The organism is Pseudomonas salicis, assembly GCF_057128705.1.
The window spans coordinates 62,354-79,134 of sequence record NZ_JBSKHU010000010.1 but is presented as its reverse complement, the minus strand read 5'-3'; the positions used below and the strand labels follow the sequence as shown (position 1 = coordinate 79,134).

Here is a 16,781-nt window from a genome sequence, read left to right as displayed (position 1 = left end):
TCAATCTAACCTCGAAAACATCAGGCGGACGGCACCAGGCCCAAAGAGGCCAGTTGTTCAACGCTGCCCTTGTGCTGGATCAGACGCGGGTCATCCAGCGGCAGGTTGCGGCCCAGTTCGGTCTTCAGAATGGCTTGCAGTCGCAGGTTGTCCACGGTGCCATCGGTGCGCACGGCCGGTTGCAACTTCTCCGGGTCGATTTGCGCTTGCTTGCCGTCTGGCAGGTAAATCGCGCCAGTGGCGAAGTCGACGCCAAACGCGATCACGCCGGGCAGGATGTAAAACAGCAGGCCAATGGCGTCGAGGACCACGATGGCCGGGTCCATGCGACCGCTGCCTTGAATCTGGCCGCGACGTTCAGGATAGAAAATACTGCCGCACGCGGTCAGTTGGGCCAGCAGGCTGACGACCAGGGCACCGCCAATCAAACGGGAAGGAATGCGCATGAAAATCTCCTCAGAGGAAGTCGCAACTATACAAGGCAAATGCCTAAGCAATAAGACTATCCAACGACGAAGACGGTTCTGTGTTGAGAGAAACAAAGCGGCGGCGCGCGCCCGTATAATCAGCGGTCTGTTTTGGAGCCCTCATGATTTCACTGCCCATTGATGCCGTCCTGCCTGCCCTGCGCCAGGCCCTTGTCGAACGTGACGAAGCCGTCCTCGAAGCGCCACCGGGAGCGGGCAAGACCACGCGCGTGCCCCTGGCGCTGCTGCAGGAGCCGTGGCTGGCGGGGCAGACGATTCTGATGCTCGAACCCCGCCGCCTCGCGGCCCGTGCGGCGGCGGAGCGGTTGGCGTCGGAGCTGGGCGAGAAGGTCGGGGAAACAGTCGGCTACCGAATTCGTCTGGAGAGCAAAGTCGGGCCGAACACGCGCATTGAAGTGGTCACCGAAGGGATTCTCACCCGTCGTTTGCAGGAAGACCCGTCGCTGGACGGCGTCGGCCTGCTGATCTTCGACGAATACCACGAGCGCAGTCTCGACGCCGATCTCGCCCTGGCCTTGAGCCTTAATGGTCGGGCCCTGTTTCGCGATGAACAGCCGCTGAAGATTCTGCTGATGTCGGCGACGCTGGAAGGCGAGCGGCTGTCGAGCCTGCTCGACGATGCGCCGGTGATCAGCAGCGAAGGCCGCATGTTCCCGGTGACGATGCAGTGGGGGCGGCCGTTTCAACCGGGCGAGTTCATCGAGCCGCGAGTGGTGCAGACCGTACTCGACGCGCTGGGCAACGAGACTGGCAGCCTGTTGGTGTTTCTGCCGGGACAGGCGGAGATTCGTCGCGTCAATCAACAGCTCGCCGACGTTTTAGGTGAGCGCAGCGACGTGATGCTTTGTCCGCTGCATGGCGAGCTGGACCTGAGCGCCCAACGCGCGGCCATCGAACCGGCCCCGAGCGGCAAGCGCAAAGTGGTGCTGGCCACCAACATCGCCGAGACCAGCCTGACCATCGATGGTGTGCGTGTGGTGGTCGATGCCGGGTTGGCGCGGGTGCCGCGTTTCGATCCGGGCAGCGGCATGACCCGGCTCGACACCCAGCGCATCTCCCGCGCCAGCGCCACGCAACGGGCCGGTCGGGCAGGGCGTCTGGAACCGGGCGTGTGCTATCGGCTGTGGTCCGAGGCCCAGCACGATCAACTCGCCGCGTATGGCACGGCGGAGATTCTTCAGGCGGACCTCGCGGGTCTGGCGTTGCAGCTCGCTCGATGGGGCGTTGAGCCTGCGCAACTGGTCTGGCTCGACACACCGCCCGCCGCCGCATACGCACAGGCGCAGGATTTGCTCGGTCGCCTCGGCGCGCTGGCCCGTAAGCCGGGTGAAGAGTGGAAGCTTGCAACCCATGGTCAAGCGATGGCCGACGTGCCTGCTCATCCGCGCATCGCACATTTGCTGCTGCGCGGCCAGGCTTTGGGGCTTGGCGCGCTGGCCTGTGACGTCGCCGCGTTGCTGGGCGAACGCGACATTCTGCGTGGCGCAGGTGCCGATTTGCACAGTCGTCTGACATTGCTCGCAGGCACTGAAAAAGCCGGGCGCGGTGCCCAGGGTGGTGTGCAGCGGGCCAAGCAGCTGTCGCGGCAATATCGCGGCTATCTGAAAGGGGCGTCGACGCAGCCTGTTTCTAATCCCGATCACCCCCGCTGGCTGGGCGCCTTGCTCGCCTTGGCATACCCCGATCGCGTCGCGCAACAACGTAAGGCGGGTGGCGGTGAATACCGATTGGCCAACGGCCGCGCTGCGCTGTTCGCTGAGCCCGATGCGTTGATGAAAGAGCCGTGGCTGGTGATTGCCGACCTCGGCAGTCGGCAGGGGCAGCGTGAAGAACGGATTTACCTGGCAGCGGAGTTCGATCCGGCGCTGTTCGAGTCGGTCCTGTCGGAGCAAGTGACCACGTTCGATCAACTGGACTGGGACGAGCGCGAAGGCGTGTTCCGTGCTGAGCGTCAGCGCAAGGCGGGTGAGTTGATCATCAGTCGCGAGCCGCTGACAGGGCTGGATGAATCAGCACGCAGCCAGGCCTTGCTGGCGCTGGTGCGACGCAAGGGGCTGGAGTTGTTGCCTTGGACGCCGGAACTGCGCCAATGGCAGGCGCGGGTCAGCCTGTTGCGCCAACTGGACCTGCAAAAACAGAACAGCAGCGAATGGCCAGATATCAGCAACGAAGCGCTGCTTGAGCGTCTGGAGCATTGGCTGATGCCGTACCTGGGCAAGGTCACGCGGCTCAGTCATTTCGGCAATCTGGACCTCTCGTCGATCCTGCACAACCTGCTGCCATGGCCGCTGCCGCAGCGACTGGACGAACAGGCGCCGCATCATTTGAGCGTGCCGTCGGGCTCCTCTGTGCGACTGGACTACAGCGAAACACCGCCAATCCTCGCCGTGCGTCTGCAAGAGCTGTTCGGCCTGTCCGACACGCCACGCATCGCGGGCGGCCGACAGATCGTCAAACTGCACCTGCTTTCGCCTGCGCGCAGACCGGTGCAAGTCACGCAAGACCTCGCCAACTTCTGGCGCAGCACCTACGCCGAGGTGAAGAAGGATCTGAAGGGACGCTACCCCAAACATTACTGGCCAGACGATCCGTTGATTGCCGAGCCGACCGCGCGGATCAAGCCGAGGAAGTAGCGTTACCCCTGTAGGAGTGAGCTTGCTCGCGATAGCTATCTTTCTGACTGATCAATGCTAGAGGGTGTAACGCTTCGCGAGCAAGCTCACTCCTACAGGTGAAGGTTGTGTTATGGCGCACCCGGCAACAAAAACCGCCCAATCACCGGCAAATGATCCGAAATCAGCAACGTATCTTCCTGCCGAACCTGCGCGTCGATTCGCTTCAGCGCCGGGCTGTAAAACAGATAATCCAGCGTGCGATCCGGTCCATTCACCCGTGGGTCGTTGGGGAAGCGGGTGTACCACTTTCGCGGACTCTCACCGTTGACGTCGTCGTTGCTGGGGATCATTGGGTACTTTTCCCACAGCGCATGCAGCTGACTCTCTGGCGCGTATTGTTCGCGTTGTTCGGCGGGCAGTCGCTGATACTGTCCTTGTGGCAGCAGGTTGAAGTCGCCACCGCTGACCCATAGCGTCCCGTTGGCTTCGAGCGTGTCCAGCCGTTGCGTCGTTGCAGCCACCTGTCTTTGAACGGTGTCATCGCCGGGTTTGAAATCCCCCAAATGCGTGTTCACCACCGCCAGCTGCCCACCATCGCGAAGCGGCAGATAACTCACCAGTAAAGCGCGCTTGGGTTCAAATAGACGACCCAGCCAGTTGGCACTGGGTGAGGGCAATTGCAGGCGCTCGGCTGTGTCCAGTCGATAGCGACTCAATGTCGCCAGCTTGGTGCCGACGCTGCCGTAGATATGCGGGTTAGGCACGAAATCCGATTTCCAGTAAAACGCCTCGGTGCTGCACGGGTACAGATCCGTCACCCGCTCCTGCAACAGTGCCAGTTGATTGGTGTAGTCGGTGTTTTTGGCGCCGTCATCGACCTCCTGCAACAGCACGATGTCCGGCTGCTCGTCGCGAATGACCCGCGCCACTTCATCCAGGTTGTAAGCAATGTCTTCGGGAGTCGGGCGTTCATCAGGGCCGCTGCCGTCGGAGAGGTCGTACCAGAACACATAGCGTTTGCCCGCGAGGTACTGAATATTCCACGTCATGACTTTCAGCGTCTGACCGGGGACGAGGATGGGTGGCGTGGCGTCCTTGGCGTTGCAGGTGACCGGCATCTGCTCTTGTCGGGCGGGGTGCCAGGTCACGTCGTAGATCAGGCCCGCCGCCAGAACGACCAACAGCGCAAACGCGATGAGGTAGCGCAATGAACGTTGCATCGGCGCTCCTCAGGCCGGTCGGACGGGCTCGTCGATCAGCATGAACAGACGGAACATCACCACGCTAATGAACAGCTGCAAGAAGCTGGAAATGCTGTCCACTGCCAACGACAGCAGCGGGCTTTGCTGATCGGGCAGCACGTACAGGCTCAGGCCTTCAAGCACCGACAGCGGAATGTAAACGAACAGCACGCACGCCAGAATCCGTACCAGATGCCCACGTGTCATCTTGAAGCTTTCACGCATGGCGTCCAGTGGGCCCAAGCCTCGCAGCACCAGCAGGTACTCCGAGAACACCAGCTTGATCATCACCCACACGCCGGGAACGATAAACAGCGACAGACCGGCCATGATCAGCAGCGTACTCAAAGCGGTCAGGACAGCGAAGGTCGGCCAAAGGCGCAACGTGGCGGCCAGCAGGTCACGCTTGGCGGGCGTTTCGCCACGGGTCTTGGCGGCGAGGAACAGAATCAGCGCGCCGGTGTAGAGCGGGTAAAAGAGCAGGCCAATCAACAATTGCCAGCTCGCGGAACCGTCCGGCCCCACAGCGCTGGCGAGCAGTTGCTTGGTCAAGGCTTCGAGAATTACCAGCGGCAGGCACAGCGTCACGATGGTCGCGAAATGGCGGCGGAAAAAGTAAAGCGAGTCTTGAATGATCGTCAGCGGATTCATGAATGGGTCACAGGAAAAACCAGGCGGACACTTTAACGTATGAGCGGTCTTACGGGCCAATAAGGCAGGTCTGTCCCGCTTCTTAACTTTTTCTACACTCTATTGAAACGCCCTTGAAACGCCCCATTACTGTTTGTGTCTGACCATTGTGGTCACGTCACAGAATTCTTACGGCAATCTAACGAGGTCGCCATGAACAGCGAAGAGCAAACCCTGATCGACGGCTTGTTTACCAAACTCAAACAAGCGGAAACCGAGTCGGCCCCCCGAGACGCCCAGGCCGAGGCGCTGATCAAGGATCATCTGACACGGCAACCCGGTGCCCCGTATTACATGGCGCAGGCGATTCTGGTTCAGGAAGTCGCTATCAAACAGCTGGAAGCCCAAAGCCGTCAGCGCGATGAGCAGATTCAACAGCTCCAGGCTGAGCTTCAACGCGCCAAAGCCCAGACACAAGCCGCGCCGGCCCAGAGCAGCGGCGGTTTCTTGTCGAGCATCTTTGGCGGCGGCTCCCGCGATCCGCAGCCACAGCAGCCGGCGTCGTCCTTCTCGCGCCCATCGAGCCCTCCACCGGCATCGGGCAGCGGCTGGCGCGACGGCCCTGCCAGCCCACCTCCGTACAACCCGCCCCCGCAAGGCAACTACGCGCAGCCTCCACAACAGGCGCCCGCAGCCCCCATTGGCACTGGCTTTCTCGGCGGTGCGTTGAAAACTGCAGCCGGTGTGGCCGGTGGCGTGATGCTCGCTGAAGGCATCAGCAGCCTGTTCCACCACAACAGCCAGCCCCAGGAAATCGTCGAAATCATCGAGCAACAACCGGCGCAACCGGCTGCCGATCATGATCTCGGCAATGGAAACAGCGGCTGGGGCGACGACCAGCAGCGCGTGACCAGTAACGATGGCTGGGGTAATGACTCCGGTGGTTTCGCGGACACCGATTACAGCAATGATGACAGTGGTGGTTTCTTTGGGGGCGATGACGACGATTCTTACGTCTGATGACTCACCCGTAACCGCATGTAGCCTTTCCGGCTGCATGCGGTTCCTTGTTTGATTGTTCGCAGAACGTTCACGCCTCGCCCCTCAACCGGCACACAGACCTTCAATCCCCTTCTCAAACTGGCATACTGAGCGCCGATCCGGCGTTCGGGTCGAAGTCGCTTGTCAGCGCATCGAGGAGTTCCGGTGAGAAGAATCGCGGTGTTTGCCGACGTACAGAACCTGTATTACACCGTGCGTCAGGCTCATGGTTGTCACTTCAACTATGCCGCCTTGTGGGCGGACATCAGTCAGCGTGGGCAGATCGTCGAGGCGTACGCTTACGCCATTGATCGCGGCGACGCCAAACAACAGCAATTCCAGCAGATCCTCCGCAACCTCGGGTTCACCGTCAAACTCAAGCCCTACATTCAGCGCAGCGACGGCTCGGCCAAAGGCGATTGGGACGTGGGCATCACCATCGACATCATGGACGTTGCTCCCAACGTCGACGAAGTCGTGCTGGCGTCGGGCGATGGCGACTTTGATCTGCTGCTCGAACGCATCATCAGCAAGCATGGGGTCGAGGCGGTGGCCTACGGCGTACCGGGCCTGACCGCGAACTCACTGATCCGTGCCGCCAGCAGATATGTGCCGATTGAAGGCGGGTTGCTGCTTAAAAGCTGAGGACTGTAGGAGTGAGCTTGCTCGCGATTTGGGTCTGCCTGACACCACAGTGTTGAATAATCTGCCGTCATCGCGAGCAAGCTCACTCCTACAGGTGAACTGCGTCAAAACGTAATATTTAAAGGTTTTTCCATGCAAGAACGCATCGCCGTCATCGACTTCGAAACCACCGGCATTTCTCCCAACAGCAATTGTCGGGCGACCGAGATTGCCGTGGTCATCATGGAAGAGGGCGTCATCGTCGAGCGTTATCAGAGCCTGATGAACGCTGGCGTGCGGATACCGTCGTTCATCGAATCGCTCACCGGCATCAGCAACAGCATGCTTCGTACCGCGCCCCCGGCAGAGCGAGTCATGAACGAAGTGGCAGAGTTCGTCGGGTTGACGCCACTGGTCGCACACAACGCCGCGTTTGACCAGAAGTTCTGGGACTACGAACTGTCCCGTATTAAACGTAACCGCGAGCAAAGCTTTGCTTGCTCCATGCTGTTGGCGCGACGTCTACTGCCTGCCGCGCCGAATCACAAACTCGGCACGTTGACGTCCTGGGCGGGGCTGCCAGATACCGGCAAGGCTCACCGGGCCATGGCCGATGCCGAGATGGCGGCCAACCTCACGGCGCACCTGAGTCAGGAACTGCGCACCACCCACGGTCTGGCCGGGGTTTCCCACAAGTTAATGTGCACGTTGCAGAAGGTCCCCGCGAAAAAAATCGCAGAGGCCATCAGCAAGCATCGTGGGTTCTGAGGGTTGATTAGATCTGGCTGAAAAAGTGTATGGGTCGAAAAATCTTCAGTTGTTACTGATTCTGTCAGATCAATCTTCCTACAATAGTGCTCCAAAAAATCCGAGTGACTGTCTTCCCCGCAGGACCAACACTCAGAATAAAAGTCGAGCCTTTCATGCCTGCTTCCCGCCGCTTTCCCTTGCTGCTCATCGGGGCCTTCTTCGCGCTGTACGTGATCTGGGGCTCGACCTACCTCGCTATCCGGATCGGCATTGAAACCTGGCCACCCTTGATGATGGCAGGGGTTCGCTTCACCATTGCTGGCTCGATACTGTTCGCGTTCATGCGCTGGCGCGGCGCGCCGATGCCCACGTGGAAGCAATGGAAAGCCGCAGGCATGATTGGTTTTCTGCTGCTTGCCTGTGGCAACGGCGCCGTGACCCTGGCCGAACATGCGGGGGTTGCGTCGGGGGTGGCGGCGTTGGCGGTCGCCGTTGTACCGCTGTTCACCCTGTTGTTCGGGCTGATCTGGGGGCATCGCAACACCCGGCTGGAGTGGGCAGGCATCGTGCTCGGGCTGATCGGCATCGCACTGCTCAACCTCGGCTCCAACCTGCAAGCCAGCCCCATGGGCGCGGCATTGGTCATTTTCGCTGCAGCCACATGGTCATTCGGCTCCGTGTGGAGCCGCTACCTGCCACTGCCCGCTGGCCCCATGGCCAGCGCCTGCGAAATGCTCGTCGCCGGTGCGATGATGCTGATCGGCAGCTACGTCAGCGGCGAACGAATGACCCAATCCCCCGGCCTGTCCGGCTGGCTGGTCATGGCCTACCTGGTGGTGTTCGGCTCCATCGTCGCGTTCAGCTCGTACATGTACCTCCTGAAAAACGTCCGCCCCGCTGCCGCGACGAGCTACGCCTACGTCAACCCGGCCGTCGCCGTCATGCTCGGCGTCCTGTTCGCCGACGAACACATCGGCCCGGCAGAATCCGCAGCCATGGCCGTGATCATCAGCGCCGTGGTGCTGATCGGGTTGCCGCAGTGGCGCAAGCAGAGTCCGGTGCAGAGTTCGTAAACGACGAGCGATGGGCGGGCAAGCAAACATTTCAGCGCTTTCGGCTTCGTCTCGTGAGAATTTCGAGCCAGCAAATGATGGCGAATCCGATTTTGTCTCGTAGCCTGCGCCTGCACTGACCTGCATTAAGCGACAAAAGCATAAGCTGCCATCTGGAGAACAAGTCACTGGTGTTGATCAGGGGATTCGAAGGCACGCCCAAGAGCTGGGAGATAAGACGAATCTGACCAAACCACCAACCGTTCTGGATTCGTCTGTAACGTTCGACTAGCCGCCTCAACCCTGTGTTAGCTCCGAGCAGGTTGTGATCATGTTGGCGATAGTCCATTGAGGGCCTTGAGTCGATATGCCACTTGTGTCCATTTCTTCGAGCGAATGCGTAGCAATACCAATCATGAAGGGTAACCTGCTGCACAACCTCCCATTGTTTCAATACTGACTTTTTTAATTCGCACGCGAGATATTTTGTGAGCACATAGGTGCATCCGGGGCCGGCAGCTTCGAAGAAAAAATCCCACTGCACTTGTGCCTGGGCTTTATCGATCACGCATTTACGACCCGTTGGCCAAAATGCGCGAACGTTGCTGGAATACCCCGCCGCTCGCTCTTTTTTTAGTGCGCGAATTGCTCGTTTCAATTTGTCCGGGTACCAAATGTCGTCTTGGTCCGAAAAAGCTATGTAATCATAGTTTCCCAGATTGACATCCCGGATGAGACGAAAAAAGTTTTGAGACGCCCCGCCAGACGCCGAGGCTTGAGGCAGGACGATTACATTAGTGCGCGGGGCAGCGAACTGCTCGCACCACTGTTCGGTCCCATCTCCGGAAGGGTCGATGCTGATATATAAAGTAACGTCAATATCAGCTTGTCTCAGAATTGAATTGACCTGCTCTTCAATCCATTTCATGCCATTAAAGGCAGCCAAGAGAACAGCCACGCCATCATTGTGGGGGGATATGCCCAGGCTTTGTACAGTGATAGTTGAGTCCATACCTATCCCATCTCCTTATTGCAAGCGAACGGCTACCGCCTGCAGATCCAGAATGCGCATAAAAATGTTAGGGCACTACGTGTGTTGGTAGTGCACATCCTAGAACGTCTGTAATAACGCTCTAGGTGGTGGTGAGATTTTTAGCTTCCGTCGATGCCAGGTCTTATCGTATTACTCTTTCGCCATTTGGTTTTGGTGCTGTGAGTAGTTTTTGCATGACTCTATAGCCCTGTTCTTTGCAGTGAAGTAAGCATTGTGCAATTGCATCTGTCGATCTTGTCTCGTTGAAAAGTTTGCAGGCGTTCTGAAAAGTGACGTGGTTTTTGCGACGTAGGAGAAGGTATTATTGAAGCCGTACCTCAGCCACAAGTTCCAGTCTTCAAGATGGTCCATGTCGGTTTCAAATCCACCTCTGTTCAAGAACAAGCTCCTTCTGAACAGAAGTGATTGAATAGGAATAAAATTGTGATCCAGCAATATGTCGTAGTCGTACGCGTGCTTGAAGGCTTCTGGCTCGACATGGCTGACTTCCGTATATCGACCATGGTCGCCTATGTCCGTAGCCACTTCCATGGCATGAGAGTATGCGCCTACAGCTTTCGGGTTGTCTCGCAATGACGTAACCAGAACCTCTACGTGATCAGAAAACAGTAAATCGTCATCGTCGAGAAACATGCAGTATTCTCCCGTTGCCATCTCCAGTCCATAATTGCCAGTCACCGAACGGCCCACCTTTTCGAGGCCGAAATACCGAATGTCCTTTTTTCCACCCCGAGCAAATTCAGAAACGAGCGATTGCATTGTCTTCCCTCCGTCCTCGACCACCACCAATTCAACGTTCGGATAGGTCTGGTTCAATACGGAAATGATTGACTGTCTGAGGAACTCTTCTCGTTTCTTATAGGTGCGCGTTACAACGGTCACTTTCGGAAATGTGGTCAACAGCTGTCCCGTCTGCCAGAAAGCTCCGCTTCGTGTCATCTCGTAGTCAAACGCTCGAAACGGGTAGCCTTCGCTTGTCTGGGGGCCCTTACCTGCAGAAAAATGCCAAATGTTTTTTACGAACGTGAAAGCGTTTGAGATCAAGTGCCGACGAGAGTTTTTGTAGGCGCTCGGGCGAAGCCACAACAAGCCCTGCAAAATCACGCCCGCCATTCTGTCCGTCGTATCCCCATATCGCCAACGAATATAAAGGTTGGCCAACGTGCTGCCTTTGAATTGAAGGGGTTTTACCTGTTCTGCATGGTCATAGGTGTAGTGATAGACAACAGCGGACGGACAATATTTTAATCTGTATCCATGGGAGCGGAATCGATAAGACAACTCTACGTCCTCCCCGTACATGAATATCTTGGGCTCGTATCCGCCGCAGTTCACATAGGCTGATCTTCTAATCAGAATACAGGCATGTGATGACCAGTTGACCTCCAGCGTGACCGGGTCATAATATTTTGGGTGTTCATACGGGGCTTGGCGCGCCTCCCAAGATGCAACTTCATCACGTGTGTCTGCACGGGCAGAGGTGATTAATGCGTGCAGAGTTTGATCAGAAAACTCGATGTCAATATTGGTAACCAATACCCATTCAGCATCTGAGTTTTTTATCGCGCGGTCGTGCCCTCCACCAAAACCTACATTAGGGCCGTGAAGAATTGTATAGCTTGCCACAACGCCGGAGAGCTGTTCGCTCCATTGTTCTAATTGCCGCACCGTGTCATCGCTCGAGCCGTTATCAACAAAACATAATCTCAGCTTGCTCAGTGGATAAGCTTGACGCATCAGTGACGTTAAAAAACCATTGACCCATTGTGCGCTATTATACGTAACGATAGATATGTCGATTACAGGTTCGTCGTAGGGTGAAGTTCGGATAGGCATGGAGTAAGAAAAACGCCGATCCGTTAGGGCGCGCAACGCCTTGGCATTGTTTTTTGACTGAAAATTCGCAGAAATTCCAGTTTTGGTTTGCGTGATTATGCGTTCAAGTCTGATCTTCAAGATCAGCAGAAATGGCACTCGTTGGTAAAACTCACGGAGGGACATTTGAAGCGAACCGAACTTCTCGGATGTGGCGCGTAAAGGTCGAGTTACGCTCCAAGAGTTCGAGCGCTCTATTGCGGCAAGACAATGCGTCAGCCAGTTGATCTGTGCCTGAAGCTCAGCCTTATCGGCAAGCGCCGAGGCACTGAAGCGTGCAAATTCAGCGTGGTGTGCGTCATTCATTTTTTTCAAACGATTGACCAGCGTGTATTGCCTGAAATTGTCTATTTTTTCGATCTTTTTATTGTTTGATTGCCCGGGAGCTTGGCATCTCAGTTTTTCTAAATGGGCAAGGGGGTCAGCGAATTGGGTCACCGAGAGAAAATACATGCGCTCCGCGAAGTAGAGCACTCGCGCTCTCAACTCCTGATCGCCGGTAAAGCAATTCTGATACTTTTTCCAGGCTTCGGGTAACTCAGAGGGGGTAGGAACGTCTATCGTCAGCCCTAGATTCGAATAGGCCGCATCTCCCAAAACGTACACCGTTTTTCCTGCGAGCGCTGCTTCAAAGCCCGCCGACGAATTGAGAGTAAAAACGACTTCCACCGAACCAATCAGCTTCTCGATGGAGGCGGCTTTGTCGGCGACTTTCACATCGGCAGGTAGATATGGAATGTCGTCCAGCGGATGAGGTTTGACAGTGACGGGTATGCCCGATGGGGCCACGGCTTCGATCACGCAATTAACAAAGTCAGCCATCGACGCGAATGGCGACCCGGTGATTGCGTTGGAGTCGTCCCTGACCTGGAGCAAAATCAAGCATCCGGAGGGCGATATGTCATCAGGAGCGCTATATAGCTCCTCAAGCGCTTTCAATCTGGCAATGGCGCTTTCGAGATTAAGCGCTTGGCTACAGGCTGTGGAGTATGAGAATTGCGATTGAAAGCTACTGCGGGCATTGACGCCACGCGGGTCCGAAAAGTATGTCAGAGGGTTCGGCGCTCGTAGCATGCCCAGTTCGTTGAAAATCAAGCTGATATCGTACGCCGAGCACGTCGTTTCGAGAGCACTATCAAAATTCCAACAAAAGACCAGGTCCGGCTGGCAGTGTTGAATCAGTGTATCGACAAACTCTTCGTGAAATTCAGGCGATCGACCGCTCAGAATGCCGGACCAGTCGTGCAACCAATCCGAACGCATCCAGTCTGGGTACTGGCAAGACAAGGTGCTGGGGCTTATCCATTCATGAGTAAATTTCGGGTATTCGCGCTGCAATTGATCTGTGCCAACAAAGACACAGTCCCATCCGTCGACTGCGAACTGGTCAGCCAATGGCTGATAAACGTCCACAATACTACTGAACAGTGTTGGGCGTTCGCGCAGGACGAGTGGCAATGTGTAGAACATTACCTTTTTGTTTTGTGTTGCGGATTTCACTCTGGCGCGCAGAAATGTGCGATCTCGCGTCGCCGGTACCATAGTCATCGAATGGGGAAGGGCCAGTCCCTTTTTTTCCGTCAACGGCATAGCTTAGGTAACCTTGATCATGTGAACAGTGGAGGGGCAGTAAGCGGTACCGACGACCGCACGAACGCTTGAAACAGTGATTTTTCTCAAAGGCCATCGCTGGTCAAGTTCAACTCTTTCAAGTCCGAGCTGTGCCATACCGATAAATAGAAAGTAGTCGCCAGGTGCGATGTTTAGCGGAAAAACGAAGGTTAGTTTATAGCCACCTCGTTCTAGATTTAATGTATGTCCGGCCAGCAGTGTATTGTCGCCAGCCACATCCAATCCTTTAGTATTTCTAAGTGACCAGCCCACCACGACATTGTCCAACACAAATTCGGATTGTATGTAACAGTGCATCGTAATCGTGTTTGATGGTGAAAACTGATTGCAGGACGTTCCGTCTACGGCGATAAAGTCAACCGCGTTTATTTTTGCCTGCCCCGAGCCGAATCTGACTTCGGAGATATCTCCCAGCTCCGTTTCATAGCACGCATCCTTTTGCATATCTGATATGGGGGTGGGCACAGCGGTGCCATTATTTCTCGCGTGTTTTTCGTAGTTTTTCGCTGCAGTTAATACATCGTGGCTGTATTCGATGATCTTGCCGCGATCCATGACGATGACCGCTTGGCAGAACCGGATGATTGACTGGGTGTCATGTGAGACAAATAGAATGGTCGTTCCGCGAAGCTGCATATCTTGCATTTTCAACATGCACTTCAACTGAAATCCTGCGTCGCCCACACTCAAAGCTTCATCGATGATCAGTACATCTGGATCGACATTGATCGCAACAGAAAAGGCCAGTCGAGCGAACATGCCGCTGCTGTAGACCCTGACAGGTTGTTCGATAAACTCTCCGACATCAGCAAATTCCAGGATGTCAGGGAGACGTTTCGCCATTTCGGAAGCGCTATACCCCATCAACGCACCCTGGAAATAGATGTTTTCAAGCCCGGTGTAATCAGGGTTGAAGCCTGCTCCGAGTTCCAGCAGCGAAGCGATCCGTCCCGCGATCTCTACGCTTCCCTCACTGGGCGTCAACACGCCGGTCAGGATTTTCAGCAGCGTACTTTTACCCGCGCCATTTTTGCCCAATATCCCAACAGTTTGGCCCTTCAATACATTGAAACTGATATTGGACAGGGCGTGGAATGCACGGTGTCGCCGTTTGCCTGAAAACGACAATGCTTCCACAAAACGGTCAACGGGCTTTTTATATAATTTATATTGTTTGCTCACGGCATTAACGGTTATCGCCTGAGTAGGTGGGTTGTCCATCACATGACATCCGAAAAATGTGGGCTAAGTTTTTTGAATGCATAGCGGCTGATCAGGGTTAGAAGAATCAGTGCGCTCCAGAATAAAGCGGTTTGGGTCGGGTGTTCCCAAAACCACACACCTCTCACCATTGCGTCTCTAAAACCTTCGACGATATAGGTAAATGGATTCAAATAAAGGTATTGGGTGATCGAGTCTGGGAGCGCTGTAATGTCCCAAAATACAGGTGTTATCCAAAAGCCAAGCTGAGTACTCATTGCGATGATTTGGGCGAGGTCCGGGAAAAATATGACCACTGCGCTCGTCAACCAAGCCAATGTGAGCAACAATGCAGTAAGGCAAAACACATAGTAGCCAAGCTGGAGCCAGTGGATCGAAGCGGAATAACCGTAAAGGAAAAACAAGCTGAGCAGGATGCAGATAAACAGCAAGTGTACTGCTAATGCTGAAGCTATTTTGACGATAGGTAAAAGCGATACATTGAATACAATTTTTTTGACCAGAAAACTGTTGTCCTTAACTGCGTGGCATCCTGTGGTAAGTGCCTCGGCTATGAAAAACCAAGGGATCAGTCCGCAGGCAAGCCACAGTAGAAATGGATATTCATGGTGCGGAGGTACTTTGAATCCGTATTCAAAAACAAACCACAGAATGAGAGCAGTCGCACAGGGTTGAATAAGTACCCAGAGAAATCCGAGGTAGTTCGTGAGGTATCGAGCCTTCAGATCATTAAGGATAAGGCTGGACAGTATTCTTATGTATTTAGATGTCTCGGTAGATACAGGCAATTGGTGATCTCCATTGACGGAAACTAAAGTCGCGGGCGATACCATGACTTCGTTTGCGGTCGAATGATTGCGGTTTGCATTCTCAATGAGTGCGAAGTCTACAGGGTTTAAATCAGAGATGTTTCTTGAAGTTTCGTGGGATAATTCCTGCTATTTCATTCTTAGCTGAAAGTTCCTACGATGGTTGTAGATAGATACTTACCGAGCTCTTATGGAGTGAGTCACCTGACTGATGCAACTCGCGCAGAAGCGCCGTCGACGCAGCGGCGCAAGCAGAGTCCGGTGCAAGCAGGTTAAACTGCGCGCCATTGGCTCTTCACAGCCCTAACGCGCTGACCTTTTTCCAACGGTAATCCCATGACATTCGCTTCTCTCGGCCTGATCGAACCCCTGCTGCGCGCGCTTGATGCGCTTGGCTACCAGACGCCTACCCCTGTTCAGGCCAAGGCCATTCCTCCCGTGTTGGAGGGCCGTGATCTGATGGCCGCGGCGCAGACCGGCACTGGCAAGACCGCAGGTTTCGCTCTGCCGTTGTTGCAACGTCTGACAATGGAAGGCCCGAAAGTGGCGGCCAACTCGGTGCGGGCATTGGTGCTGGTGCCGACTCGCGAGCTGGCAGAGCAGGTGCATGAAGCGATTCGCCAATACGCGGAACACCTGCCGCTGGCCACCTATGCGGTTTATGGCGGCGTGAGCATTAATCCGCAAATGATGAAGTTGCGTCGCGGTGTCGATGTGCTGGTGGCCACGCCGGGTCGTTTGCTCGATTTGTACCGTCAAAATGCAGTGAAGTTTTCTCAGGTTCAGACGCTGATCCTCGACGAAGCCGATCGCATGCTCGACCTGGGTTTTTCGGAAGAGCTGCGCGATATCTACGCCGCGCTGCCGAAACGTCGCCAGACGTTGCTGTTTTCCGCGACATTCTCCGATTCGATCCGCGCGCTGGCTGGGCAGATGCTCGATAACCCGCTGAGCATTGAGGTCAGTCCGCGCAACGTTGCGGCGTCGTCGGTCAAACAGTGGGTGGTGACGGTCGACAAGAAGCGCAAGAGCGAGCTGTTCATTCATCTGTTGAAAAAGCAGCGCTGGAGTCAGGTGCTGGTATTCGCCAAGACCCGCGTCGGTGTGGACCAGTTGGTGGATCGCCTGCAGGGCCTGAGCATCAACGCCGACGGCATTCATGGCGACAAGCCGCAGGCGACCCGTCAGCGGGCGCTGGATCGTTTCAAAGCGGGGGAAGTGCAGATTCTGGTGGCCACTGATGTGGCGGCTCGCGGTCTCGACATCGATGATCTACCGACTGTGGTTAACCTCGACCTGCCGATCGTCGCGGAGGATTACGTGCACCGCATCGGTCGCACGGGGCGTGCCGGGCAGACGGGGGAAGCGATTTCGCTGGTCTGTGCGGACGAAGTCGAGCTGCTCAGCGCCATTGAAGTGCTGACGCGCCAGACCCTGCAACGCCGCGAAGAACCGGATTTTATTCCTGAACACCGCGTTCCCCCGACGGATGCCACCGGGCAGATCCTGAAAAAGCCAAAGAAGCCGAAGAAACCAAAAGTCAGTGGCAGCAAGCGCAATCTGGGCAAATGGGTCGATAGCGGCGAAGTGGCTGCCGACGTGCCCGCTGCAAAGCCCGTGCGAAAGGTGCCCGTGTTCAACACTGGGCCGAGAAAGCGTAAGCCCTGACTCATTGATAACTCTTTAGCAGCATGGCTTGCCAGCGGTCGCGGTGGAACTGACGCCGCCGGAAAGCCATGGAGCTCAAAG

General features: G+C 55.8%; 13 protein-coding genes. 6 read left to right on the top strand and 7 right to left on the bottom strand.

What is annotated here, in order from left to right; genetic code table 11:
- Positions 1 to 20: 20 nt before the first annotated feature.
- Entirely contained in the window at positions 21 to 446 is a 426-nt protein-coding gene (locus ACWKWE_RS28175) for a polyribonucleotide nucleotidyltransferase (protein ID WP_401150507.1), read from the bottom strand.
- Positions 447 to 589: 143 nt separating this feature from the next.
- On the opposite strand from ACWKWE_RS28175, the gene hrpB reads away from it, so the two are divergent.
- Positions 590 to 3,121 (top strand): ATP-dependent helicase HrpB, encoded by a 2,532-nt coding sequence (gene hrpB / locus ACWKWE_RS28170; RefSeq protein ID WP_483852404.1) that lies wholly within the window; start codon positions 590 to 592, stop codon positions 3,119 to 3,121.
- 110 nt (positions 3,122 to 3,231) lie between these two features.
- On the opposite strand, the gene ACWKWE_RS28165 is transcribed toward hrpB, so the two are convergent.
- The gene (locus ACWKWE_RS28165) at positions 3,232 to 4,323 is read right to left on the bottom strand and encodes an endonuclease/exonuclease/phosphatase family protein (protein ID WP_166597510.1); all 1,092 of its coding nucleotides are present in this window, start codon (positions 4,321 to 4,323) and stop codon (positions 3,232 to 3,234) included.
- 9 nt (positions 4,324 to 4,332) lie between these two features.
- Positions 4,333 to 4,995, bottom strand: coding sequence for a DUF7847 domain-containing protein (locus tag ACWKWE_RS28160; protein WP_341961878.1), 663 nt, complete (start codon positions 4,993 to 4,995; stop codon positions 4,333 to 4,335).
- Between the two features lie 192 nt (positions 4,996 to 5,187).
- Here ACWKWE_RS28160 and ACWKWE_RS28155 point away from each other — a divergent pair, with 192 nt between their 5' ends.
- The 4 genes from ACWKWE_RS28155 (at position 5,188) to yedA (ending at position 8,462) form a co-directional block, all read left to right on the top strand.
- Positions 5,188 to 5,994: a DUF2076 domain-containing protein gene (locus ACWKWE_RS28155; RefSeq protein ID WP_483852403.1), complete on the top strand. Its 807-nt coding sequence runs from the start codon at positions 5,188 to 5,190 to the stop codon at positions 5,992 to 5,994.
- Positions 5,995 to 6,180: 186 nt separating this feature from the next.
- Positions 6,181 to 6,660 carry an NYN domain-containing protein gene (locus ACWKWE_RS28150; protein ID WP_166597513.1) on the top strand — a complete coding sequence of 160 codons (480 nt, stop codon included), beginning with the start codon at positions 6,181 to 6,183 and terminating at the stop codon, positions 6,658 to 6,660.
- Between the two features lie 132 nt (positions 6,661 to 6,792).
- Positions 6,793 to 7,407: a 3'-5' exonuclease gene (locus ACWKWE_RS28145; RefSeq protein ID WP_341961880.1), complete on the top strand. Its 615-nt coding sequence runs from the start codon at positions 6,793 to 6,795 to the stop codon at positions 7,405 to 7,407.
- Between the two features lie 155 nt (positions 7,408 to 7,562).
- Complete coding sequence (gene yedA / locus ACWKWE_RS28140) at positions 7,563 to 8,462, top strand: drug/metabolite exporter YedA (RefSeq protein ID WP_483852402.1); 900 nt, start codon at positions 7,563 to 7,565, stop codon at positions 8,460 to 8,462.
- A 31-nt stretch (positions 8,463 to 8,493) separates the two neighbouring features.
- Here the strand turns inward: yedA and ACWKWE_RS28135 are convergent, their stop codons facing one another.
- The 4 genes from ACWKWE_RS28135 to ACWKWE_RS28120 all read right to left on the bottom strand — a co-directional run bounded on the left by ACWKWE_RS28135 (position 8,494) and on the right by ACWKWE_RS28120 (position 15,011).
- A complete protein-coding gene (locus ACWKWE_RS28135; RefSeq protein WP_483852401.1) occupies positions 8,494 to 9,453 on the bottom strand; it encodes a glycosyltransferase in 960 nt (319 codons plus the stop codon).
- A gap of 171 nt (positions 9,454 to 9,624) precedes the next feature.
- Complete coding sequence (locus tag ACWKWE_RS28130; RefSeq protein ID WP_483852400.1) at positions 9,625 to 12,960, bottom strand: glycosyltransferase; 3,336 nt, start codon at positions 12,958 to 12,960, stop codon at positions 9,625 to 9,627.
- 3 nt (positions 12,961 to 12,963) lie between these two features.
- Positions 12,964 to 14,223, bottom strand: a complete 1,260-nt coding sequence (locus ACWKWE_RS28125) for an ABC transporter ATP-binding protein (protein ID WP_483852399.1) — start codon at positions 14,221 to 14,223, stop codon at positions 12,964 to 12,966.
- A complete protein-coding gene (locus ACWKWE_RS28120; protein WP_483852398.1) occupies positions 14,223 to 15,011 on the bottom strand; it encodes an ABC transporter permease in 789 nt (262 codons plus the stop codon). The genes ACWKWE_RS28125 and ACWKWE_RS28120 overlap by 1 nt, the downstream gene beginning before the upstream one ends.
- A gap of 357 nt (positions 15,012 to 15,368) precedes the next feature.
- On the opposite strand from ACWKWE_RS28120, the gene rhlE1 reads away from it, so the two are divergent.
- Positions 15,369 to 16,700, top strand: coding sequence for an RNA helicase RhlE1 (gene rhlE1 / locus ACWKWE_RS28115; RefSeq protein WP_483852397.1), 1,332 nt, complete (start codon positions 15,369 to 15,371; stop codon positions 16,698 to 16,700).
- The last annotated feature ends 81 nt before the right edge of the window (positions 16,701 to 16,781 follow it).

Coding starts and splice junctions, on each gene's coding strand:
- ACWKWE_RS28175 (WP_401150507.1), bottom strand. CDS start 446: ATGCGCATTCCTTCCCGTTTGATTGGCGGTGCCCTGGTCGTCAGCCTG.
- hrpB (WP_483852404.1), top strand. CDS start 590: ATGATTTCACTGCCCATTGATGCCGTCCTGCCTGCCCTGCGCCAGGCC.
- ACWKWE_RS28165 (WP_166597510.1), bottom strand. CDS start 4,323: ATGCAACGTTCATTGCGCTACCTCATCGCGTTTGCGCTGTTGGTCGTT.
- ACWKWE_RS28160 (WP_341961878.1), bottom strand. CDS start 4,995: ATGAATCCGCTGACGATCATTCAAGACTCGCTTTACTTTTTCCGCCGC.
- ACWKWE_RS28155 (WP_483852403.1), top strand. CDS start 5,188: ATGAACAGCGAAGAGCAAACCCTGATCGACGGCTTGTTTACCAAACTC.
- ACWKWE_RS28145 (WP_341961880.1), top strand. CDS start 6,793: ATGCAAGAACGCATCGCCGTCATCGACTTCGAAACCACCGGCATTTCT.
- yedA (WP_483852402.1), top strand. CDS start 7,563: ATGCCTGCTTCCCGCCGCTTTCCCTTGCTGCTCATCGGGGCCTTCTTC.
- ACWKWE_RS28135 (WP_483852401.1), bottom strand. CDS start 9,453: ATGGACTCAACTATCACTGTACAAAGCCTGGGCATATCCCCCCACAAT.
- ACWKWE_RS28130 (WP_483852400.1), bottom strand. CDS start 12,960: ATGCCGTTGACGGAAAAAAAGGGACTGGCCCTTCCCCATTCGATGACT.
- ACWKWE_RS28125 (WP_483852399.1), bottom strand. CDS start 14,223: ATGGACAACCCACCTACTCAGGCGATAACCGTTAATGCCGTGAGCAAA.
- rhlE1 (WP_483852397.1), top strand. CDS start 15,369: ATGACATTCGCTTCTCTCGGCCTGATCGAACCCCTGCTGCGCGCGCTT.